The following is a 23,966-nucleotide window of genomic DNA, read 5'->3' as shown; positions in this document are numbered from 1 at the left end:
TTTTGTTACAATGTTGTTTGGTTCCAGAGTGCGTGAAAAACTCCTTCTTCATCGGTTCGTTCAAAAGTATGAGCACCAAAGAAATCTCTTTGTGCTTGTATTAAATTAGAGGGTAGTCGTTTTGTTCTTAAAGTATCAAAATAGGTGAGGGTGGATGCAAAAGCCGCAACCGGAATGCCGTTATCCATAGCAATATTAATGATTTTTTTTAATCCGCTGATGGTTTCTTTCAGTTTAATCTGAATAGAAGCATCTAAAAACAAATGTTCTAAATCAGGTTTGTCAATATAAGCCTGGTAAATATCTTCTAGCAGTTCAGCTCTGATGATACATCCGCCACGCCAGATTTTTGCAATCTCATGCAAGTTTAACTCGTAGTTATAAGTGTTAGATGCTTGCCATAAAAGGTGTAAACCCTGAGCATAAGAAGAAATCATGGCAAAGTAAAGTGCCTCTTCCAGTCGAGCTTCTATTTCCTGAAGGTTTTCAGGCAACGTTATCTCCTGAGGGAAAGCTGCTGAAAGCGCTACTCTTAATTGTTTGAATTTAGAAAGGTCTCTTGATGTTACCGCTTCATTGATTGTAGGAATCGGCAATTGCAAGTCCATTGACACTTGAGAAGTCCACTTTCCAGTACCCTTTGATTTAGCTTCATCTTTTACCATGTCGACCATTAGGTTTCCTGTTTTATCGTCAATAAAAGCAAAAATAGCTGCTGTTACTTCCATTAAAAAGGATTTCAAACGGCCTTTATTCCATTTAGCAAATACGAGTTGAATTTCTTCAGTTTTGTAGCCGAGTCCGGTTTTTAAAACATCATAGGTTTCTGCCAGTAGTTGCATCATGGCATATTCGATTCCATTGTGCACCATTTTAACGAAATGACCCGAAGCACCAGGACCAATATAAGTTACACAAGGCTCTCCATTTACTTTTGCTGAAATGTCTTCGAGCACTTGTTTCATGGCTTTATAAGCTGTTTTGTCGCCACCAGGCATCATGCTTGGTCCAAATCTGGCACCTTCTTCACCACCAGAAATACCCATTCCAAAAAAGTGAAAACCCAGAACAGACAGTTCAATTGCCCTGCGGCTTGTATCTGTAAAATGAGAATTTCCACTATCTATAATCATATCCCCTTTGTCGAGTAAAGGTTCTAACTCTTTAATTACATTATCGACGATGGCGCCTGCAGGTACCAGTAATACAATTCTTCGAGGCAATTCCAGGCTTTGAACAAAATCTTTCAGTTCACTAAAGCCCTTTAAATTATGTTTTTGGCCTACTTCTTCCAGGATATTTAACATTTTTGGATCTTTATCATAACCGGTTACGGCATAATTATGATCCGCCATGTTCAATAGTAAATTACGGCCCATGGTACCCAGGCCAATCATTCCTAAAGCGTATTTTTTCATTGATTTATTTATGTTTTTAACGGTAATGAAGCTATCATGAGCAATATTTTTAACGGTGATGAAGCTATTATAAGTTTATGTAGACATTATGGTTTTTTTGGATGAAGGGTAATCAAGTGATATTTCTCCTTGATTTTCCAAAGGATTGCTCCACCTTTGATACCTTCCCTGTTAGACACTATTTTTACATTGTCTTCTAATTTAAAATCAATATATTTTGCATTTCCACCGCCAAGATAGAGTTTATCGAAGTTAAAAACGGTTTTATAAATATCAATTACTCTTTCTACCCGTTCATTCCATTCTTTTTCACCTAATTTTTTAAGTGCTTTATCACCAATATAATCATCATAATCCTTGGTTTTGTTTACCGGTAAATGGGCTAATTCAAGATGGGGCAAGAGCTCACCGTCAAAGAGTAAGGCGGTTCCAAATCCGGTTCCAAGAGTAAGAACGATTTCGAAACCCTTTCCATCCACCAATCCAAGTCCCTGTTGGTCGGCATCATTAATCATGCGCACCGGCTTACCAATCAAGTCACTAATCATTTGTCCAAATTCTATTCCCCGCCATTTATCCTGAGCCAAATTTGCTGCCGTATAAACTACACCAAGTTTAACATAGCCCGGAAAACCAACTGAAATTTGACCAAACTCTCCCATGGTAGCAGCCAATTGTTTAATGACGATCAGCACCGATTCTGGCGTTGCTTTTTCAGGGGTAGGTAACTTTGTATATTCGGATAAAGCTACACCTTCAGGACTTAATAGGCAGGCTTTAATATTCGAACCACCTATATCTATAGACAAAATGTTCTTCATTTCTTTATCCTGGTTGTTTAGCATTTAATTGTTATTAAGTAAATGGTTTGTTGTATAGTTCAAAATAACAAATTTAGAACCAGTAAACCTTATTAATAATTGAATATATTGACATTTTTAAGCACTGAAACATTTTTAGGTACAGATTGTTAATAAAAAAGACAATGCTCTATAATAAATTCAATTGTCTGTATTGCTAAAAATTAAAATGGAAAAGCGGTTATTAATAATTGAAAATGATTTAGAAATGGAGGATATCTTTAAGGAGATATTTTCTGAGGCATCTGATGAAGTCTTTTTTTACGAAGAAACAGATAATATCTTTAAATTGATTGAGCTGCATCGGCCGAATTTAATTATATTAGATTATAATTTAAATGGTACAAATGGTGGCGAGCTTTGCAAAAGAATTAAAAGTGATAAAGCATATAGTCATATACCCATATTGATGTTGTCGGCCTTTCCAAAGTTTATTTACCGAAATGAAAGCGTGGATTATGATGCCTTTTTGGAGAAGCCCTTTGACGTGGAAGAATTTAAAATGATTGTTGAAGAGAAAATAATGAATGGATCATCAAAATGAAGTTTTATTTCAGACTTTTTTAGAGAAAACACTTAACGGGCTTGTTTTTAAGGTAAGGGACGCCTCGTTCCTTGTTTTTGCTGTTGGAGATGATTTTTTAAATTTATTAGGCCTTCAAAGGGCAAATATCCTTAATAAAGATATCATAGAATTACCTCTCGGTCTTTTTCATCCCTCTACAAGAAGGGTTTTGGCAGGCATACTGCAGCACAAGCAAAATGCCACTATCAATCCTTTTTTCATTCAGACAGAAAATCATGCTAAAAATTTATATGCTTCAGTAAAAATAACCCCTATACTCCATTCGGATGGACAGGTATTATACCTTTTATATACGCTGTTAGCTATAGACAATAACATCAGTGAAGCTAAAGAAATGATCAGCCGCAACTATTTGATGCAACTTCTTGATCAGGCACCTGTAGGTATAAGTATACTCCGCGGTAAAGAATTAATTGTAGAATCGGCTAATAATATGATGCTGGAACTCTTGGGTAAATCTGATGCCATTCTTAATTTGCCGTTAGCAATTGCCTTACCAGAGCTCCATGGACAGGGGTTTTTAAAGTTATTAGACGATGTATATACCTGGGGGGAGCCTTTAGTGGGCAATGAAGCAAAAGTTTTTTTAATCCGCAATAGCAAGTATGAGACCGCTTATTTCAATTTTGTTTACCAACCCATTAAGGATAACCTGGGGGTTACTACAGGCATAATGATGGTTGCTGCAGAAGTTACCTCACTTGTTTTAGTTAAACAGCAGCTAGAAGACAGTGTCTCTAATTTCAAAAGTGTAGTAATGAATGCCCATTATGGTTTATTGGTGCTAAAAGGTAAAGATTGGATTGTTGAAGTTGCCAATCAACCCATGCTAAACTTATGGGAAAAGAAAAAAGAAGAAGTGCTAGGCTTGCCGCTCATGGAAATACTTCCAGAACTTGTTGGTCAGCCTTTTCTAGAGCATTTGAGGCAAGTTACCGAGTCTGCCACATCACATGTAATTAAGGAAGAAGTATTTTACTACAATACTGGTGGGGGGATAAAAAAGAAGTATGTAAGCCTTTTTTATGATCCGATGATGGATAAGGAAGGCAATGTTTGTGGCGTTATTGCTGGGGCAGAAGACATTACGGAAAGGGTAGAAAGCAGGCTTAAATCAGAGCGTGCTGAGGAAATGTTAATAATTGCTATCGAATCAGCAAATCTTGGTACCTGGCATTACCACCCTATAAGTAAAAGACTCATCGTTTCGCCAAGACTTAAAGCGCTTTTTGGGTATACTGAAAACGAAGAAATGACTTATGATTCGGTGATGGCGAAGGTTACCGAAGAATATCGGTTTATGCTGCTCAAAGCAATTAAATCTTCTGTTAATTATGGTGAACAGTTCAATCTGGACTTTTCTATTGCGGGCAATACTGAAAATAAATTGCGTTGGATGCGCGCTACAGGAAAGATTTACAGAGATAATGAGGGAATTCCCATTAGGTTTTCAGGCGTTTTAATGGAGATTACCGAGCATAAGCAAAATGAAATCAGGAAGAATGATTTTATCGCCATGGTTAGTCATGAACTGAAAACGCCACTTACTTCGTTAAAGGCCTATGTGCAATTGCTAGCTTTAAAAGCAAAGCAAAGTGGGGATGTTTATACGATTAAATCTTTAAAAAAGGTTGACGGACAAGTGAATAAGATGAATAATATGATTAGAAGCTTCCTGGATTTATCTCGACTGGAGGCAGGGAAACTTTACCTGGATAAAGAACGATTCAGCGTAGAAAAACTTATCGCCGAAATTGTTGAAGAAACTGCCCTTACCGATAGAACACATGTAATATCCACGATTGCCTGTATACCTGTAGAGGTTTATGCCGACAGGGAAAAGATTGGACAAGTGATTAATAACTTGCTTAGTAATGCTATAAAATATTCTAATCAGGGAACGAACATACAAATAGGAATTGATCTTAAGGGAAATAGCATACAAGTGTGGGTAAAAGATGAAGGCCTTGGTATTTCTAAAAAAGATGCTGAGATGCTGTTTAGCCGCTTTTACCGTGTAGAAAACACCCCACTAAAAACAGTGTCTGGCTTTGGTATTGGCTTATATTTAAGTGCAGAAATTATACAACGCCACAATGGCAATATATGGGTAGAAAGTGAAGTAGGTAAAGGATCTGTTTTTTACTTTAGTTTACCTGCTGAAGGCACCGAAAGCAAAGAAGCCCAATAATTCGAAAATTACTGGGCTTCTTAATTGATTTTATGAATAATCAGCGGAGAGTGGGGGATTCGAACCCGCGGACCTATAACAGTCAACAGTTTTCAAGACTGCCGCAATCGACCACTCTGCCAACTCTCCGCCGCAAAAGTACGAATACCGTTGGTTTTTACAAATTTTTAATTATTATTATTGTTATGTATATTGGTGTTCAGTCTAATAAAAATTATTTCCCCTATTTTCTGGTCGGTTTTAGGCTAAGTTTATTATTTTCTTTGTGCGGAATAGCAAAGCGGGTATGAAATTCTTGTTTAGCATCATGAAAAGAAGTTACTAAACCTATTTTATTTAAAGCCCAAATATAATACCAGGCAATATCAACCTGGTAATTTAAAAATCCACTACGTGCACTTTTAGGGTAAAGGTGGTGGTTGTTATGCCATTCGCCAGCTACAATACCTGGCCAAAGTTGGTTTATAGACATGTCCTTACGGTTAAAATCTGTCCCATGTTTACGTTTATCTTCCCCTTTACCATGCCCTTCGTAATTAAAAGTACGCACGCCAACTGCCCAGAATGCTGCGGCGGCAAATACCGTACAAGCCAGCGCATGGCCACCAAGGAGAAAGAATAAGGCGTACCAAAAAGTCCAGTTAATGATGCAAGCCAAAATTGCAATGGCGGGATTGGTGAGGGATCCCCATTTTTGATAAGCCTGGTAACTATTAGTAATTACACCAGTATGACGCATCAAATTGACAGCCCTGTCGTAATCTTCCCTTGATAAATTTTTTGCAATAGGCTGGTGATTTACATCAGCAAGAAAACAATATAAAAACCCTCCCGAAGCATTATATGGGTCGCCGGGTTCATCTGATTTTGAATGATGAACATGATGTGAAACCACATAAATTTCTTCAGGTATCATGCTAATCGTTAGGTTTTGGGTCAATGTTCTCCAGAAATTATTCTTGAAGGTATAGGCTCCATGTGTACAATAGCGGTGATGCCAAATAGTGCCATGGGTGCCCATAGCAATCATGCTGTAAATAAAAAAGACAATCAACATTCCAATACTGAAAAATTTAAACAGAAAGAGGAAGAAAATTGGGATCAAGATAATTACTCTAATCCAGCTAAAGAAAGGGAGCCAATTTTTGCGGTTCCGAAATACGTTTAGGCGTGTAAAAAATTCATTAACAATTTGTTCTGCTGTAGGTTTGATCAGTTTGCCGTTGCGATCTGCCCAACCATAAGCAGGTGGTTCTAGTACTGTGTCCAAAAAGGCCATTAAATATAATTTGTGGAATATACAACAGATTTTTGGTAAATAAGCCAAAAAAACTTAGGTACAATACTATTGTAAAATTACTTTTGATGATTTACCAGATTTTAACTCTTTTTTCTGGCGACAAGTATAAAGAATCAGTAGGTTTTACATTAAAAGCGGTATAAAATTCGGGGATATTTCTGACTACGCCATTTACCCTAAATTGGGCAGGAGAATGAGGATCTGTATTAACAGAATTTCTTAAGGCCTCTTCATTAGATTTATACAACCAGCCTTGAGCCCAACCAATAAAAACACGCTGCAAACCGGTAAATCCATCCAAAACAGGTGGCTTATTGCCATTTAGGCTGGTTTGGTAAGCTTTTAAAGCAATGCTCAGGCCACCAAGATCACCGATATTCTCGCCGAGGGTAAATTCGCCATTCACATTTAAGTCATTAAAAACCTTAAAACCATTGTATTGAGCAACTAAAGCATTGGTTCTTTTTTTAAATTCAGTTTGGTCGTTTGCGGTCCACCAATTACGCATTACCCCATTACCATCAAAAGTACTACCCTGATCGTCAAAACCATGGCCAATTTCGTGACCAATCACAGCTCCAATAGCACCATAATTTACTGCATCCTCTGCATTCATATCAAAAAATGGCGGTTGTAAAATTGCTGCAGGAAATACAATTTCGTTCATCAAGGGGTTATAATAAGCATTTACAGTTTGGGGAGTCATTGCCCATTCTGTTTTATCAACAGGTTTACCCAGTTTATTTAAATTGCGGTAATATTCATATAAGGCAGCTCTTTTTTTATTACCATAAAGGTCGTTTTTAACCACTTTTAAGCTGCTGTAATCTCTCCATTTATCCGGATAACCAATTTTTGGTCTAAACTTATTTAATTTATCTAAAGCCTGTTTTTTAGTATCCGGACTCATCCAGTCCAATTCTTTAATACTAGTTTCATAAGCTTTTAATAAGTTTGCCACCAATAATTCCATGCGTTTTTTAGCAGCAGCAGGGAAATGTTTTTCCACATAAACTTTTCCAACTACTTCTCCTAAGTTTTCATTAACTGCGGTAACAGCCTTACGCCATTGTTCTTTCTGTTCTTTTATACCATATAAAGCTTTGCCATTAAAATCAAAATCCTCTTCCTCTAAAGCAGTATTTAAAGAATTTGCGGCAGCACTTGTCGCGCTCCATTTTAAGTAGGTTTTCCAGATAGTCAGAGGCGTGTTTTTTAAGATGGCGTTTAAATCTTTGGTAAAGGCTACCTGGGTAACTACCAGGCTATCCAGGTTTTTGATTCCAGCCTCGTTCAACAAGGTATTCCAATCTAGGGCAGGGGTTAATGTCTTCAAACTGCCGACGGCATATTTATTATATAATCCGGGCATATTTCTGGTTTCTTCTTTTTTCATGTGCTTAGCTGCGATCAAAGTTTCCAGGGCCATAATTTGTGACGCTTTATTTTTAGGATCTGGAAGACCTGCCAGCTTTAACATGTTTTGTATATGAATGACATATTTTGCCCTGAGGGCGGCAGATTTTGAGTCTTTCATGAAATAATATTCCCGGTCAGGCAAACCCAAACCGCCTTGCCAGGTATAGATCATGTATTTTTTAGGGTCTTTAAAATCTTCGATGATGCCAATATTTAGTGGAACCATATTGCCGATTTTATTGGCATAAGAAAAGTAAGCGGCCAGGTCTTTTGAAGTGGCTATAGCATCAATTTTTTTGAATTCTTCTATTAGAGGTTTTATTCCAATGGCATCACGAACTTTTTTATTCATAAAGGCAGCGTAGTAGTCGCCTATTTTTTGTTCTTCAGAACCATCTTTTGGGTTACCCTGTGCAGCATTTTCTATAATGGTTTTCACATCATCCTGTGCCTTGTCGTATAAAATGCTCATTGCACCATAAGAGGCCCTGTCAGCAGGGATTACGGTATTTTTAAACCAGGAACCATTTACATACTCTGTAAAATTATTACCAGGAGTAACACTCGTATCCATGTTTTTCTTAAGTATGCCAGAGTACAATCCATCATTTGGTTTAGGGTTTTGAAAAGCGGTGGTAAACAAGAGCGCTGTTGCCGTGAGTAAAAGCAAGGCATTATATCTATTTTTAATCATGACTATAGCATTAAGTAATACAATTTAACAAAAGGAAAAGAAATAGCCAAACATTAATGTTAATTAATAATAGCTGAAACCAAAATTTGCTAATCGTGTTATAAGAAAAAAATAATAGAGATGGAAAATCAAGATCAAATTCCTAATCCTGATGTATCACAAGATGATATTGACACTTTAGAAAGGCTTAGATCAGGATGATCACTTCGAGCTACCATAGCCGGAGTTCATAGGAACCTCATAGGGACCTCGTTGCGGATGTTGGCTACAAGCTCCCTATGAGCTCCGGATTAGCTCTGCATTAAGTTCAAGACAAATATTAACTAAAGTTGAGCGATAACTGCAGGTTTATAAAGTATGTTTCTGATGTTATTAATGAGATCCTGCAGGTCAAATGGTTTAGAAATAAAAGCATTGCAACCATAATTACCAAGAGAATTAATGACCTTGTCGTATGCAGATAAAATGATGACTGGTAAGTTTTTTGTGGCTTCCTTCTTTTTTAGTGCAGAACACATTTCACCGCCATTAATACCTTTCATGATGTAATCAATAATTACAATATCTGGCTGGTATTTGTAAACAAGAGAATGGATGTCGGTGGTGTAGCTGCTTGTATTTACTTCAAAACCAAAACAGGCTAATGCAGCTGCTAATACTTCTAATAAATCTAAATCGTCGTCGATTAACAAGACTTTCTTCATAGATAGGACTTTTTAATAAAATTTAATTCTCTAAATTAGAGGTTACCTAACCTAATAATCAAAAGTACCCTTGATATATTCTTCTTGAAACCGTAATTATACGGTAATTATTGCGGTTAAATACCTGAAATAAAAGGTTTTTATTGGTGTGATGAAGTGTTTTTACCATTTTTTTTGTTGAAAAGCGGTAGGGTACGACTTGAGGAGGTATGGTGACTATGAAGGTAGTTTTAAACCAGAAATTCCCGTTACCACTTCTTCGTCTTCTTCTTTTCCATGTTTTCCTTTTTTCTTTTTCTTCTGACCGCCACGAAGTTCTTCTTCAATAAATTTATCAAAATCTGTCTGCTGGTCACCTTTTAAGATATTTCTGATGTTTTCGTTGCTTTCATTTTGCAGTTTATAAAACTTACCTAGGTCTTCTGGGTTAAATAATCCAGCTTGTTGTTTTTTTGCTAAGTCTACCTGTGTTTTAGAGATGTCTAGCATGTAATTATAAATTACATTTCTTTGGGTTGTATTTACTTTTATTTTTTTTGTAAAGCTTTCTATTTTCTTTGTAGCAAGTTCGACGGGAGTAGGTATTTTTTGAGCATGGGTTAAAAACATGGTTCCCAAGACTATTGATAGCATTAAAATGTATTTTTTCATTGGTTTATTTAAGTTTTTAACGGTGATGAAGTTATAAAAAGCATTATTCTTTACCTCGGCAATTTATGAAATTATATGCAGATTCATCATAATTTATGAGCAGACCAACTTTATCATGCTATAAAGGATTAAAGTTGTTGTCTTATTTTGGGCTAAATGTTTATATAATTTATAGTATAATGCTTTAAATATTCTTAAGACTTTTTAAATGTATTTTGTACAATTCTGCACATGCCAGTGCATCACTTAAAGCATCATGATGGTTTAAAGCAATTTTGTGTTCCAGGCACAAAGAAGCCAATTTCTTTTTGTAAATTTTATAAGTGCATTGCTTGTCGTATATAGGCTGTGCAATGCCGAAATAGTCTAAAGTTTGAGAAAGACAGCTAAAATCAAAAGCGCTATTATGGGCTACCACAGCGGCAAATGGGGGAATATATCTACCATGAATGGAACGAATTCTTAAATCCTATTACTATCAATTGTAATTGAAACAATTTGTTTAACGCTTTGTTAGGAGGTAATATTTATTAATCATCCCATGAAAACAAAAATCATCTTATCATTAGGCATTTGTGCCATTTTTTTTATGCTATCATGCCAGAATAAAGGTAATTCAGGTAAGGACAGTGCTAGTGACACTACAAATGTAGCTACCACTGTGAAAGCTCTAAGGCCAATTGGTGCCGAACCTGTCTGGGCTCCGGGAATTAAACCTGAAATGTTAGCGGTAATAGAAAAGTTGGAGAGTTATAAAGACCAGCCTATTCCAGAATTAACAGCTGTTGAAGCTCGTAAAAATCATACGCCGACTGATGCTGTTAAAGATTTGATGGCAGAACATAATATGGTTGCGCCCAAAATGAAGGTTGATACTATGGGCAAGGAAATTCCCGTAAGTGGAGGAACTATTCATGCCCGAATATATACACCGCAAGGCGGAAATGGTCCATACCCTGTTATAGTTTATTATCATGGCGGGGGATTTGTGATTGCCAATGTAGATGTGTATGACGCGTCTGCAAAAGCTTTGGCCGATCAGGTAGGAGCGGTGGTGGTTTCGGTGGCCTATCGTTTAGCACCTGAGCATAAATTTCCGACAGCGCATAATGATGCTTATGCAGCTTATGACTGGGTAGTGAAAAATGCTGCATCAATAATGGGAGATCCTAAGTTGATTGCTGTTGCAGGCGAAAGTGCTGGGGGTAACTTAGCAGTTAGCACGGCGATTATGGCTCGGGATAATAAAATAATGATGCCAACAGCAATTTTGGCTGTTTATCCTGTGGCGGGCGCAAACATGATGACTGAATCTTACGTAAAAAATGCAGGTGCTATACCCTTAAATAAAGCCATGATGGAATGGTTTGTGAAAAATTATCTGAATAACATGGACGAGGCTAAAGATCCACGGATAAATTTGGTTGCAGCTAATTTAAAGGGCCTTTCGCCCACAACGATAATTACTGCAGAATTTGATCCATTGCAAAGTGAAGGAATGCTGTTAGCGACTAAATTAAAAGCGGCTGGTTCTTCGGTTGATAGCAAAAATTATGATGGGGTAACACATGAGTTCTTTGGCATGGGGGCTGTGGTTCCTGAAGCTAGAGATGCAATGGGTTATGCCGTAAAACAGTTAAAGAAAGCTTTTAACAAGTAATATACATCAGTTAACGAAATTGCAACTTAAAAGTCGTGACCTTTTTTGCGACTAAAAAGTTGGATAGGGCTCACATATGCAATAACTTTTTCAATTTTTTATTAGCCATATAATGAACTCTTTGCTTGCCCCTCTCGCACTTGCCCGAAGTGTATTGAAAGGTCACTATGCCACAATGGTAGGCTAGTTGTCCTGGCTTGTTCAAAAGAAGTGCAGGCATTTGTAAAGTAAGCGTCCGGCCCAAAGGTACCAACTTCATTATAAAAACTTATCAGATGAACATAGACTGGGAAGATCCGTTTTTCATCAAGCCATAAAAAATTGGAAAACCAACTACCAACATAACATAAGAAATCACTTCAAGCTTTTTTGGTGCACTGCGGCGAGGTCAGGTTGCATGCAATATTCATGTACCGGAATTTTAAATAATTTTACTATCCTTACATACTTACCAAAAGTTTGATAACCAAGCAAAGTAGTGAGAAGGCAATAAATTGATGAAATAAAAACTAAACAATGCTTAAATATAGCCTTTTGACAGACGTTGAATTAGCAGGTCTGTTAAAGAAAGGAGAAGAAAGGGCTTTCAGAGAAATTTACCAACGGTATTGGGAGAAAGCATATATTAAATCATATAAACGTATTCACGATAACTTTGAAGCTGAAGAAATTGTTCAGGATATTTTCTGCAACCTATGGCGTAAAAGAGACAAATTTATTTTAGTAAAAGGTTTCGACAATTACTTTGCTGGAGCAGTTAAATTCGAAGTGATCAATCGCTTTGCAAAGCAAGCCAGGCAGGCTAAACTGAAAACCAAAGTGCTATCTTCTTTCTCAGAGATTGACAATTCCACTTACGACTATTTAAATTTGAAAGAACTTCAGAATCAATTACAAAAATCCATTCTTGAATTACCGGAAAAATGCAGCCTTGTATTTCGGTTAAAATTTGAAAAAGATTATACACAACAGCAAATTGCCCAGGAACTGCAAATTTCTGAAAAAACCGTAGAAGCACATCTTTCTAAAGCACGTAAAATGCTTAAAGAGAAATTCGGACGGATATTAACCCTATTGATCTGCTTTCTATAGCAGAGTTCCCCAGCTCAACGGGTAGGTACCAGGAATATTTCAAAAAATATTTGATTATGACTAAGGGATTTACATCTGACGTTTGGCTATCTATAAAACAACCAGAGAATAAATTTACATGATACAGGAGCCGGCCGATAAATGGCATATAAAAAAGCTTGCCTTGAAATGGCAGGAAGGAACAATATCTGAAGAAGAAAAGATACTGTTCAATCAGTGGTACCATTCTTATGACGATCCGTCATTGAAAGGTATTACCACCGAAAATGCAGGGCAGTTAAAAAACCGTTTGTATAAAAATATTACTGAAAGGGAACAAATTTATCCGGAACGTAGTGGGTTCAGAAAATACCAAATTTACATTTCATCTGCTGCAGCATTGATTCTTGTTCTTTCCTTAATAACTTACTTCTATTTCAATAAAAATGGAGTGGGTGGAAAAGAGCAATCCATGTTTTATGCTGAAAATATCCTTCCGGGAGAAAATAAGGCTGTGCTTACACTTGCCGATGGCTCTGCTTTTATTCTTGATCAGACATCCAGCGGGGTAATTGGTAATCAGGGAGGTGTATCTATTATTAAGAGTAAAGATGGCAAGGTTAGCTATGAAGTAAGTCAAAACAAAAGCCATACAGTTAGTGCCATATTCTATAATAAAATAGCCACACCACGCGGTGGCCAATACCAGGTAAATCTTTCGGACGGCACTAAAGTCTGGTTGAATGCTGCATCCACACTAAAGTTTCCTACTACTTTTGATAATGGGAAACGGGTTGTAGAGCTAACTGGAGAAGCTTATTTTGAGGTTAATCCTATATCCCAAAAAGGGAACAGGTATGCTAAAACCCCATTTTTGGTTAAAACACGTAATCAGACGGTGGAAGTATTGGGTACACATTTTAACGTTAATGCTTATGATGATGAGCCTGATACCAAAACGACACTTTTAGAGGGATCGGTTAAAGTAATGCAGCTGGCTTCGCCTGTTTTTACTTTTTTAAAGCCCGGTCAGCAGTCTGTTACAAACCATGGTGTAACTGTTTTTGATGTTAATGCGCTACAGGCCGTAGAATGGCAAAAAGGATATTTCTCATTTGACAATGAAAATGTAGAAAGTATGATGAGAAAAATCTCCCGCTGGTATGATGTTGAAGTAGAATACAGAGGCAATATCCGCAATAGAAAATTTGGCGGGAGAATATCAAAGTTTGAAAACATCTCGCAAGTCCTGCATGTGATGGAAAAAACTCAAGTTATTCACTTTTATATAGAAGGGAGGAAAATTATTGTAATGCCATAGTATTTAACATTTCATAAACTATTCTATAGCGATTGGAACTATAACAAATAACCAAATATAAAAACCTGAGATTAATGAACAAGAACTGCATTAGATTATTTTATAGTTTTTTAAACTGTAAAATTCTGCTCTCCTTGAAGCTAACGTCAGTAATTCTCCTAATAACCCTCCTGCAAGTACAAGCAAACGGGTATGCACAGAGAATTACGATTACAGCCAAAAACATCAAGTTAGAGCAAGTATTCAATGAGATTAAAAAACAAACCGATTATAATCTCTTTTACGACCAGGAAATGTTGCAGGGCGCATCACCTGTTACTATTTCTGTTAAAAACGCCCCTGTTGAACAGGTACTAGAGCAATGTTTTGCCGGTCAGCATTTAACCTATGAAATTGAGAATAACATCATTATCATTAAAAAGAAAGTAGAACTCTCTACCGGAACGTTGCAAGGCAAAGGAAATCAACAAATCGTAGTAACCGGCAGTGTTACAGATGCAGCAGATGGAGGCAGCCTTCCCAATGTGAGTATTAGCGTAAAAGGGACAACAAGTGGCACGAGTACAGCTGCTGATGGACGGTTTAAGATAAATGTAATGGACCGCAATGCCACTTTGGTTTTTAGTTTCGTAGGTTATGGAACAAGGGAATTTCCGCTCAATGGGCAAACACAAGTGATGGTGCAGCTTTCGGCAAACCAGAGAAACCTGGATGAAGTAGTTGTAGTAGCTTATGGTACGCAGCGTAAGGTTAGCGTGGTGGGAGCAGTTGATCAAATTAAGGCCAGCCAACTGACCGACCGTCCGGTGGGTAATCTTACGCAAGCACTGCAAGGGTCTTCACCAAGTCTAGTTATTCAGCAACGCAGCATGAACCCGAATAATAATGCTATGAATATTAACCTGAGAGGAATTGGCACATTTGGTAATAACTCCCCGCTTTTGGTTATAGATGGTATTACCAGTAATGATATCAGCAACCTAAATAACCTGAATCCGAATGATGTTGAAAGTATTTCTATCCTGAAGGATGCGGGTAGTTCTGCTATTTATGGCTCCCGTTCGGCCAATGGCGTTATTTTAGTGACCACTAAAAAAGGTAAACTGAACATGAAGCCTTTGATCAGGTTTTCTGGTCTGATTGGTTCTCAAAATCCTGAAGTATTAGTCCAGCCTCTTAAAGGATATCAAAATGCCTTATTAAGAAATGACTCCTATGTTAATTCAGGAGCTAATCCAATTTATTCATCGGCAAAGATCGCGCAGTTTGCAACCGGAGACAGTGAGTATTTTTTAAAAGGTATTCTGAAAAATGGTTTGCAGCAAAATTATAATATTGATGTGCAAGGTGGATCTGCCAATACAGCATACATGATTTCGCTGGGTTATTACGATCAGGAAAGTAATTTTAAAGGTCCTGACTATGGGCTAAAACGTTATAACTTCCGTTCTAACCTCACTACAAATATTGGAAAGCTTAAATTATCAACCATTTTGTGGTATGATAGAAGCGAAGGAAATGCTTATCAGGGAAATACCGACTTCCTGCTTGCAGACGCCGGTCGGATTCCATTATACAATAACTATGTGCTGAAAGATGAGAACGGAAAGTACTATGTGAACGATGTATTAACCGGGGGGAACCCGCTTGCTTCATTGGAAAATGGCGGATACACTAAAAATAACGATGATCATTTTCAAGGAAGCTTGAACGGGGAATTTGAGATTATTAAGGGATTAAAGGCAAAAGGTCTGGCTGGCTTTGATCTTCGTCCGGAGAACAGATTGATCAGAAGGTTCTATTGGCCTGTCTATAATTTATCGGGCGATCTAACGCCAATCAACTTAAGTAGCTCAAAAGACTACAGCATAGAAGATTATAGTGGAAAATCTACTTTATTGAACTTACAGGGCTTGCTTGATTATAATAAAACTTTTGGAAAGGTGCATAATATCTCCTTATTAGCCGGATATTCCAGCGAATCTTTCCGACAAACCCGTCATGAAATTAGAAAGCGCTTTGTAGATCCAGTTTTGGGCATACCTATCGAAGGAACAATCATTGATGAGGGCAGTTATAATACGGTAGGCGGAACTACTGAAAGAAGCATTTATTCTTATTTTGGACGTGGCGGTTATTCCTTTGCTGACAAATATATTGTTGAAGGAAGTTTTCGCTATGATGGTTCCTCTAAATTTGCAAAGGCAAACCGTTGGGGATTCTTTCCCTCCGGATCATTAGGATGGCGCGCAACCGAAGAAAATTTCTTAAAATTCTGGAAAGAGAAAATCGGAGACCTGAAAATCAGAACCTCCTATGGCCAACTTGGAAATCAGAATGTAGACGATTACCAGACTTTTACTACATATGATATCTACAATAATCAATATGGTTTTAATAATGTCGCTTTACCTGGTACGGGCTATACTTTTGGTAATCCCGATCTGAAATGGGAAACGACATCCTCTTTTAATATTGGCGCAGATGCGACGTTTTTTAATCGAAGTCTAAGAACCACATTTGATTATTTCCACAAAAAGACGAAAGATATCCTTCTTACCCCACAAACACCTCTGACACTTGGCGGAGCAGTTCCCAAAGCTAATTTAGGCGAAATGGTAAATCAAGGATGGGAACTAAGTATTAACTATGATTTCAACCACAGTGATTTTCATCATTCAATTGGGTTCAATGTTGGCGACTCCTGGAACCGAGTTACTAAATTTGAAGGTAATGAAGCGATCTATAAGTTGGATGAAATTGAGCGTATTATTCGTGTAGGCTTACCGCTTTATAGTTATTACGGTTATAAGACTGCAGGATTATTCAGAAATGAAGATGATATCAAAGATTCTGCTTTGCCTATAGGTGTGAAACCTCAGCCCGGCGACGTAAAGTATATGGACCGTAATGGAGATGGCATTATAGATGACAATGACCGTTATGTGCTTGGTCATGCATTTCCACGTTTAACTTTCGGTTTTAATTATGCCGTGAGTTGGAAAGGTTTCGACCTGAATATGCTTTGGCAGGGCGTGGGCAAACGTGATATGGCCTTAAGAGGGGAAACGATAGAGCCTTTCCATGGCGGATACTCTTTTGTGATGTTTGAGCACCAGCTGGATTACTGGACACCTGGAAATCCTGATGCGAGATCTCCAAGACTTACGGCCCCGGGAACGGCTTCTACCATCAATAATTATGGTAAAGGTTCTGACCGAAATATATTCGATGCATCTTATCTACGCCTGAAAAATATTCAGATAGGATTTACACTTCCACAAACAGTGAGTAGCAAAATTGGCATGAGTAAGTTTAGGGTCTTTTTGAGTGGACAGAACCTGTTTACCTTCAGCAAAAATTCTTTCATCGATCCTGAGTCTACAGAATTTGGTGGAAATATGGATGCTGGTGGTGCCAACAGTGCGCGAAATTACCCACTGTTAAAATATATAGGTGGTGGCTTCAATGTGGAGTTTTAGTGTTTATAAATAAACGGGGAATCATGAAAAGGAAATTTATAATATTGAGCCAGCTGACATTGTTGATGGCGGGCTTATTTATTGCTGGATGCGTCAAACTTGATGTTACGCCAACCAATAAATTTACAGACGAAACCTACTGGAAGTCAGAGGATAAAGTTAATTCTGTGCTAAACATGGCTTATCGTCAGCTGTTTAGCAGCGATTATTTGCTGGCCAATGAGCTGTTGAGTGACAATGTCTATAACGGATATGGAACGCCTAATGAGAAGGTTATTTCCAATGGATTGGCAGATGCTTCAAACGGTCGCTTTGAAGGCAATTGGGGTAATTGTTACGGTGGAATAAAAACATGCCATACCTTCCTGGCGAATGTAGATAGGGTAACAACTATGGATCCAGCTTTAAGAGAAAAAAGAAAAGCTGAAATACGTTTTATCCGCGCTTCATTATACTTGGAATTAACGACCTGGTATGGAGATATTCCACATTTCACGGAAGATATCAATCTGGAGGAATCAAAAACATTAACCAGGAAGCCACAGGCAGAAGTAATGGCATGGATACATAAAGAATTGAATGAAGTGGCAGAGATCTTACCAAGCCGGGAGCAATACGCTGCGGCCGATAATGGGCGGATAACCAGTGGGGCTGCTGTAGCATTGAATGCCCGCGCTTATTTATATGAAAATAATTGGTCAAAAGTTGCTGAATATTGCGAAAAACTGATCAGCGGCTCATCTTATGGCGCATACAGTCTTTTTAATAATTACCAAGAGCTCTTCTGGGCGAAGAATGAATATAACAGTGAAATCATTTTAAGCATGCAATATGTTCCTGATTTAAAAACATGGGGCAATTTGGTGGATTATGTTCCAATGTCGGCAAATGCCCGCCTATGTATTGCAGGGCCTACTCAAGGCTTGGTGGATAGTTATTTAATGAAAAACGGTAAAAAATGGACAGCTGCAGATCCTGATTACGCCGATCGTGACCCACGCATGGCTGCTACCATTGTTTACCATGGTTCAAAATGGGTAGACCGCACAGGCAGCGAGTATAACATAGTGATCCATCCTGAAGGTACCACGCCCGCAGGAAAACCATCCGATAAGTATACCGGTGCAGGTACAGCGCAAACGCCGACCGGGTATTATTACCGTAAATATGCCGACCCTTCATCCTCATCATATACCGGGGGCGGATGGGAGTCGAACCTCAACCTTCCCCTGATCCGTTTTGCTGATGTGTTGCTAATGTATGCAGAAGCAAAGAATGAACTTCAGCAAATGAATAGTGACGTTTGGAACCAGACCATAAAGAAACTTAGGCAGCGCGTGGGCTTCGACGATACGAACGAAGCACTAAATCTTCCTACAGGTGATCAGGGAGCCTTAAGGGAAATAATTCGCAATGAGCGTCGTGTTGAACTCGCCCTGGAAGGACTGAGAATCTTTGATATTCGCCGATGGAAAACAGCAGAGACAGTTCTTACACAAGCCCAGCGGGGTGCCAGATTTGATAAAAGCAGCGGTAATTATGATTATATCAAGCTGCCAGCAGGCAACTTTAACAGGAACCGTGATTATTTATGGGCAATACCAAGGAAGGAACGCCTTTTAAATCCAGGTCTGATACAAAATCCAGGTTATTAATAATAAAATGAAAAAAATGAAAAAACATATATTAAGAGCATCTCTTTATCTCCTTGTTTTTCTGGGATTTACTGGTTGTAAAAAAGATAATGAATTTAAGCAAGTTTCAGTAACCGCAGTCAATACGCTATATGCTCCCGATGATGGAAAAAATATGCTATTACAAAATTCTTCCACGGCGAGTTTGTATTTCGAATGGGAAAAGTCGGTGGCACAAGATAATGGGCTAGTATACTATGATGTCTTATTTGATAAGGTGGATGGTGATTTTTCTGAGCCTGTCTATGTCGTTCCTGCTGATAATAACGGTATCAGTACCAGCGCAAGTATTACCCACAAAGTATTAAACAGGATTGGAACTCTTGCCGGCTATAAAGCTTTGCAGGAAGGTGTATTGAAATGGACAGTAGTAGCGTCCAGAGGTTTGAATAAAGCGAAGTCTGAACAAGTTCGAAAAATTAACATCACTTTATTAGGTGGGGTGGAATCGCCGGCTTTACTTTACATAACTGGAGAGGGTACCGAAAGTGGAGCAGATTTATCGAAGGCTTTACCTTTTAAAGCGCTTGCTGGGGGTAATGAATTTGAGATTTACACCAAGCTAACCGCCGGTAAAAACTACATGTTTGTTGATTCCAAGACCACAGTATCAAGAACCTTCTCGGTAGATGAGGGAGGTACCACATTTAAGGAAAGTAAGACTGGTACAACCGTAAAAAAGGATGGCATTTACAGGATTCACCTGGATTTTACGGCATCCGCTGTTGTCATTTCGGAGGTCACAAAACTGGATTTTTTCATGTCTACTCCTGAACAAAGGGAAACTTTAATCTATCAAGGAGCAGGAATATGGAAGAGTCGTGATTTCGTTCCCGATTTTACTACGAAATTTGGAGACGACAGGTACTTTTTCTGGATGACGCTGAATGGAAAAGAACAGAAACTTGGTAGCACGGCAAAAGATAACCAGCCGCCACCTGCCAAAACCGGCCCTTATTTCAGCCTAAAGTTTTATCCTGAAGACAAAAATCAGTGGGATTATTCTTTCAAATTTCCAAACAGAAATTTAAAGAAATGCAGTATCATTGTCTCTTTTAGCGGCGATGGCGCGAACAATACGCATGAAATAGTGTATTAAAAAATAATGGACAGGTTAATCAAACTGTAAAAAGAATTTATACTGATGAAAAAAATAATATTGATGACTGTCACAGTCATAATTGCTTGCTCTTGTGGTAAAATCGAGGATGAATATATTGACAGGAGCATAAAATACAATATAGACTGGACAAAGGCAGCAGACAGCAGCAGTACTGCTTTAGCTTATATCTACTGGAGTTCTACAAAACATCATTTTAACGATGATAATCTGGGCACAATTTCAAAGTATGATTACTGGCCTGAGGCTCATGGTCTTGATGTATTGGTAGACGCTTATAAAAGAACAAAAAGCGATGTTTATAAACAGCGGATTCATGACTTTTTTGAGGGTGTAAAAACTAAAAATGGAGGCAGTTTCTACAATAATTATTATGACGATATGGGCTGGCATGGAATGGCACATTTACGGGCTCTGGAAGCGACAGGCGATGTTCGTTATGAAGAATCATCCAGGAAGTTGTGGGAATTTATTGTTGCAGGCTGGAATGAGGATGACGGCGGAGGAATTCCTTGGAACCACGAGAACAACGAGCAGGGAAAAAGTAAAGGTATCCCTTCGAATGGTCCAGCTGCAATTATTGCAGCCAAACGCTGGCAAAAATATAAAGAAACAGAGGTAGTCAATGGGCATAATAATCTGGAGTGGCTCTCTAAAATTTATAGCTGGATGAAGGAAAACCGCGTGGTACAACAATCGGGAAGAGTGTTCGAAAATATCAATGACAAGAACGGCGACTGGACTTACAACGCTGGCACCTATTTAGGCGCTGCTGTAGAATATTATAAAATTACAGGGAATAAGGTGTACCTTAACGACGCCATTAAAACTGCTGACTGGACAACCAGCACACTTATAAATGCAAATAATAAGGTGCTTAGCGACTGGGCAGAGCAGGAAAACCATGATGTAAATTTATTTAAGGGAATTTTTGTCCGCTACCTCACGGAGTTAATCAAGACCCCCGATCTACCTGATTCTGCCAGAAAGAGGTACGTTAATTTCTTGAAAAATAGTGCGCAGATACTATGGACCAAAGGCGCTGCCAAAAGTCCTGCCGTGCTTTTTGGTTATCATTGGTGGGAAGCACCATTGAATGGAAAGGCGTCCTTAAGAGCTGAATTAAGTGGTTCAATGTTAATGGAATCAATGGCACTCCTTCAGAAAGAAGGATATTTGAATTGATTTTTTTAAATAAAGTAGGTGCTGAAATAAGGCACCTGCTTTTAGTAATAAATAGGAACCAAAGTAATAATATGAAAAAAAGATGCACGAGTTTGCTGTTGATAATTCTGTTTTTATCTACCGCAGTTAAAAGCCAGAACAACAAGTTAAATACAAAATATGTAAATACTTTTATCGGAACAGAGGCCGTTACTGACCCTAAGATTTTAGGGTTTGAATTACCTGAAGGCTGGAGGGCTTGGTCAGGACTCACCTTTCCCGGCAGCTCATTACCCAATGCCATGGTACAGCTCAGTCCGATGACAAAATATCAGCCAGCTGGTTCAGGTTATGAATATGAAGATTCTGTAATCGTTAGTTTCACCCATACCAATAAAGGACATTGGAACTTGGGAAATATTCCAATATTGCCCCTTTCAAATACAGGATCAAAATCGGGTTCTCGTTTTTCTCATAAAAATGAAAGTGCAGAACCAGGCTATTATCAGGTCTATCTGGATGATTATAAGGTAAATGTGCGTTTAACGTCAACATTAAGAACTGGATACCATAAATACGAGTATAAAGATAATCACGGCAGAAAGATCCTGTTTGACTTATCAAAAGCATTGAGTGGAGTAAATACCTGGAATATTGAGCAGGTAGGTAAGTCAGCGCTAAAAGGATTTCAGGGAGGAGAGAATGTCTATTTTTATGCGGTTCTGAATACAGCTATTGAAAAGCTGGAAGTAAAATCTGCTGGTAAAAAAGATGGCTATGCGATTATACATCTGGCTGATGGGAAAAAAGAACCTGTAGAGCTAAAAATCGGACTATCATTTGTAAGTACAGCCAATGCAAAAGAGAATTTGGACAAAGAAATAGGTAAAAAATCTTTTGAAACCATTCGACTAGAAGCACTTAAGACCTGGGAGAAAAAGCTGTCGGCTATACAAGTGAAAGGCGGAACAGAAAAACAAAAGGTGATGCTTTATTCTTCTTTATATCGCTCGCTACTTTGGCCTGCACTGCGTAGTGATGTGAATGGCGAGTTCAAAGACGCTAAACATGCTGTTGTTAAGGCAGTAAATTATAATTATTATACCGAACCTTCTTTATGGGACACTTACCGTAATAAAGATGTGCTTTTGGGATTAATGTCTCCACAGGTGACCACTGATGTGATTAAATCAATGAAAGACGTTGGGGATAAGACTGGATTTATTCCTACCTTTTTTCATGGTGATCATGGTGCTTCTTCTATTGCTGGGGCTTACCTGCGAGGGATTGATAACTTTGACGTTAAAGGCACGTACGAGATTTTATTAAGGAATGCAAATGTATCGCCCGGTGCGCGTCCTTTCCTGGATGAGTATATTAAAAAAGGTTTTATATCTGATCCGGAAGTTGCTAATCCTCACGTGGAGACCAAAGCCAGAGCAGGCGTGTCTAAAACATTGGAATATGCCTACGATGACTATTCCCTTGCCCAGATGGCAAAAAAATTGGGTGATACTGCCAATTACAGAATTCTGATGGCCAGATCACAGAACTATAAGAATATGTTTGATCCTTCGACACGTTTCATGAGAGGAAGATTAGAAAATGGAGATTGGATTACACCCTTTAATCCGCAGTATCCTTATTATGAATACATGTATCGGGAGGCAAATGCTTGGCAGGTGTCATTTTACGTTCCACATGATATGAAAGGTTTGATTGCCTTGTATGGAGGAGAAAAGGGCTTTGAATCTAAACTAGACTCCCTGTTTACCCTTCCATGGAATCCAAAGCATATAGCTAGAAATGTAGAAAGTATGATTGGACAATATTCCCATGGCAACCAGCCTGATCATGAAGCTCCATTTTCCTATCATTTTATTGGAAAACCGGAGAAATCACAAAAAATAATTGATAACATCCTGAACAATTTATATGGTATAGGCGAGCAGGGTTTAGCACTTTGCGGTATGGATGATGCCGGAGAATTGTCTTCCTGGTATGTATTTACTGCATTAGGTATATATCCATTTTCGGCAACCGATGCCGAGTACATTGTTACTGCCCCGCTATTTGACGAAGTTAAATGGACAACACCAAACAGGAAAGTACTCACCATTACAAAACCTGGAAAGGGAAGGGGGATTACCGAAATAAGAGTCGATGGAAAAGTGAATAAGGGATATTTCATCTCTCATGATTTGTTTAAACAAGGAGGTAAAGTGGAAATTATTACACAGTAGTATAACCAAATTGGAGTTAATTTGTGGAGTATTCCATATCATAGTTTTTTGTGCTTTTGAAATTTCTCATTCTACTATATATAGTCGAGCCTTAAAATGGAATTGCAACTTAAAAGTGGAGACTTTTTTTATGCTACTAATAAACTATTAGATTTATAAAATGTCTCCATTTCGTTGGGTGTTCTATTACCTAAAGCAGAGTGTATTCTTTTTTGATGGTAAAACCCTTCGATGTATCTAAATATTTCTAATCTAGCAACTTCCCTATTCACAAATTTTCTGTGATAAACTAATTCACATTTCAGTGTTTTGAAGAAACTTTCGGCCACTGCATTATCCCAGCAATTACCTTTTCTACTCATACTTTGAATAATTTCATTTTTCCTTA

Annotated in this window: 18 protein-coding genes and 1 tRNA gene; 10 read left to right on the top strand and 9 right to left on the bottom strand. The window is 38.1% G+C overall.

Going from position 1 to position 23,966, the window contains the following annotated elements; translation table 11 throughout:
• Positions 1-5: 5 nt before the first annotated feature.
• Together gnd and AAKU52_RS06555 are read right to left on the bottom strand one after the other, a co-directional pair.
• Positions 6-1,418 carry an NADP-dependent phosphogluconate dehydrogenase gene (gene gnd, locus AAKU52_RS06560; RefSeq protein ID WP_354331501.1) on the bottom strand — a complete coding sequence of 471 codons (1,413 nt, stop codon included), beginning with the start codon at positions 1,416-1,418 and terminating at the stop codon, positions 6-8.
• Positions 1,419-1,504: 86 nt separating this feature from the next.
• Positions 1,505-2,263: an ROK family protein gene (locus tag AAKU52_RS06555; protein WP_354331499.1), complete on the bottom strand. Its 759-nt coding sequence runs from the start codon at positions 2,261-2,263 to the stop codon at positions 1,505-1,507.
• A gap of 184 nt (positions 2,264-2,447) precedes the next feature.
• Here AAKU52_RS06555 and AAKU52_RS06550 point away from each other — a divergent pair, with 184 nt between their 5' ends.
• Together AAKU52_RS06550 and AAKU52_RS06545 are read left to right on the top strand one after the other, a co-directional pair.
• Positions 2,448-2,822, top strand: coding sequence for a response regulator (locus AAKU52_RS06550; RefSeq protein ID WP_354331497.1), 375 nt, complete (start codon positions 2,448-2,450; stop codon positions 2,820-2,822).
• A complete protein-coding gene (locus AAKU52_RS06545; protein ID WP_354331495.1) occupies positions 2,806-5,055 on the top strand; it encodes an ATP-binding protein in 2,250 nt (749 codons plus the stop codon). The genes AAKU52_RS06550 and AAKU52_RS06545 overlap by 17 nt, the downstream gene beginning before the upstream one ends.
• Positions 5,056-5,099: 44 nt before the next feature.
• Here the strand turns inward: AAKU52_RS06545 and AAKU52_RS06540 are convergent.
• The 5 genes from AAKU52_RS06540 to AAKU52_RS06520 all read right to left on the bottom strand — a co-directional run bounded on the left by AAKU52_RS06540 (position 5,100) and on the right by AAKU52_RS06520 (position 9,823).
• A tRNA-Ser gene (locus tag AAKU52_RS06540) sits at positions 5,100-5,184 on the bottom strand.
• Between the two features lie 94 nt (positions 5,185-5,278).
• A complete protein-coding gene (locus tag AAKU52_RS06535) occupies positions 5,279-6,334 on the bottom strand; it encodes a fatty acid desaturase (protein WP_354331493.1) in 1,056 nt (351 codons plus the stop codon).
• A gap of 91 nt (positions 6,335-6,425) precedes the next feature.
• On the bottom strand, positions 6,426-8,468 hold the full coding sequence (locus AAKU52_RS06530) for a M13 family metallopeptidase (RefSeq protein ID WP_354331491.1): 2,043 nt from the start codon (positions 8,466-8,468) through the stop codon (positions 6,426-6,428).
• Positions 8,469-8,791: 323 nt separating this feature from the next.
• Entirely contained in the window at positions 8,792-9,172 is a 381-nt protein-coding gene (locus tag AAKU52_RS06525) for a response regulator (RefSeq protein WP_354331489.1), read from the bottom strand.
• A 216-nt stretch (positions 9,173-9,388) separates the two neighbouring features.
• Positions 9,389-9,823, bottom strand: coding sequence for a hypothetical protein (locus AAKU52_RS06520; RefSeq protein WP_354331487.1), 435 nt, complete (start codon positions 9,821-9,823; stop codon positions 9,389-9,391).
• 541 nt (positions 9,824-10,364) lie between these two features.
• Between AAKU52_RS06520 and AAKU52_RS06515 the strand changes: the two genes are divergently transcribed.
• Positions 10,365-11,483: an alpha/beta hydrolase gene (locus AAKU52_RS06515; RefSeq protein ID WP_354331484.1), complete on the top strand. Its 1,119-nt coding sequence runs from the start codon at positions 10,365-10,367 to the stop codon at positions 11,481-11,483.
• A gap of 70 nt (positions 11,484-11,553) precedes the next feature.
• Here the strand turns inward: AAKU52_RS06515 and AAKU52_RS06510 are convergent, their stop codons facing one another.
• Positions 11,554-11,703, bottom strand: a complete 150-nt coding sequence (locus AAKU52_RS06510; RefSeq protein ID WP_354331682.1) for a transposase — start codon at positions 11,701-11,703, stop codon at positions 11,554-11,556.
• A 296-nt stretch (positions 11,704-11,999) separates the two neighbouring features.
• Here AAKU52_RS06510 and AAKU52_RS06505 point away from each other — a divergent pair, with 296 nt between their 5' ends.
• The 7 genes from AAKU52_RS06505 to AAKU52_RS06475 all read left to right on the top strand — a co-directional run bounded on the left by AAKU52_RS06505 (position 12,000) and on the right by AAKU52_RS06475 (position 23,578).
• The gene (locus tag AAKU52_RS06505; RefSeq protein WP_354331482.1) at positions 12,000-12,575 is read left to right on the top strand and encodes an RNA polymerase sigma factor; all 576 of its coding nucleotides are present in this window, start codon (positions 12,000-12,002) and stop codon (positions 12,573-12,575) included.
• Positions 12,576-12,693: 118 nt separating this feature from the next.
• A complete protein-coding gene (locus tag AAKU52_RS06500; protein ID WP_354331480.1) occupies positions 12,694-13,875 on the top strand; it encodes a FecR family protein in 1,182 nt (393 codons plus the stop codon).
• A 74-nt stretch (positions 13,876-13,949) separates the two neighbouring features.
• Entirely contained in the window at positions 13,950-17,357 is a 3,408-nt protein-coding gene (locus tag AAKU52_RS06495; RefSeq protein WP_354331478.1) for a TonB-dependent receptor, read from the top strand.
• Between the two features lie 23 nt (positions 17,358-17,380).
• Positions 17,381-19,012, top strand: coding sequence for a RagB/SusD family nutrient uptake outer membrane protein (locus AAKU52_RS06490; protein WP_354331475.1), 1,632 nt, complete (start codon positions 17,381-17,383; stop codon positions 19,010-19,012).
• Between the two features lie 16 nt (positions 19,013-19,028).
• Positions 19,029-20,150 carry a SusE domain-containing protein gene (locus AAKU52_RS06485; RefSeq protein WP_354331473.1) on the top strand — a complete coding sequence of 374 codons (1,122 nt, stop codon included), beginning with the start codon at positions 19,029-19,031 and terminating at the stop codon, positions 20,148-20,150.
• Positions 20,151-20,213: 63 nt separating this feature from the next.
• The gene (locus tag AAKU52_RS06480; RefSeq protein WP_354331471.1) at positions 20,214-21,356 is read left to right on the top strand and encodes a glycoside hydrolase family 76 protein; all 1,143 of its coding nucleotides are present in this window, start codon (positions 20,214-20,216) and stop codon (positions 21,354-21,356) included.
• A 71-nt stretch (positions 21,357-21,427) separates the two neighbouring features.
• On the top strand, positions 21,428-23,578 hold the full coding sequence (locus AAKU52_RS06475) for a GH92 family glycosyl hydrolase (RefSeq protein WP_354331470.1): 2,151 nt from the start codon (positions 21,428-21,430) through the stop codon (positions 23,576-23,578).
• Between the two features lie 128 nt (positions 23,579-23,706).
• Here AAKU52_RS06475 and AAKU52_RS06470 read toward each other — a convergent pair.
• A partial coding sequence (locus AAKU52_RS06470) for an integrase core domain-containing protein (protein WP_354331468.1) occupies positions 23,707-23,966 on the bottom strand: 260 nt, incomplete at its 5' end.

The organism is Pedobacter sp. CG_S7, from assembly GCF_040544395.1.
Lineage (GTDB): Bacteria > Bacteroidota > Bacteroidia > Sphingobacteriales > Sphingobacteriaceae > Pedobacter.
The sequence above is the reverse complement of the archived record's forward strand: the minus strand, read 5'-3'. Positions and strand labels throughout refer to the sequence as shown.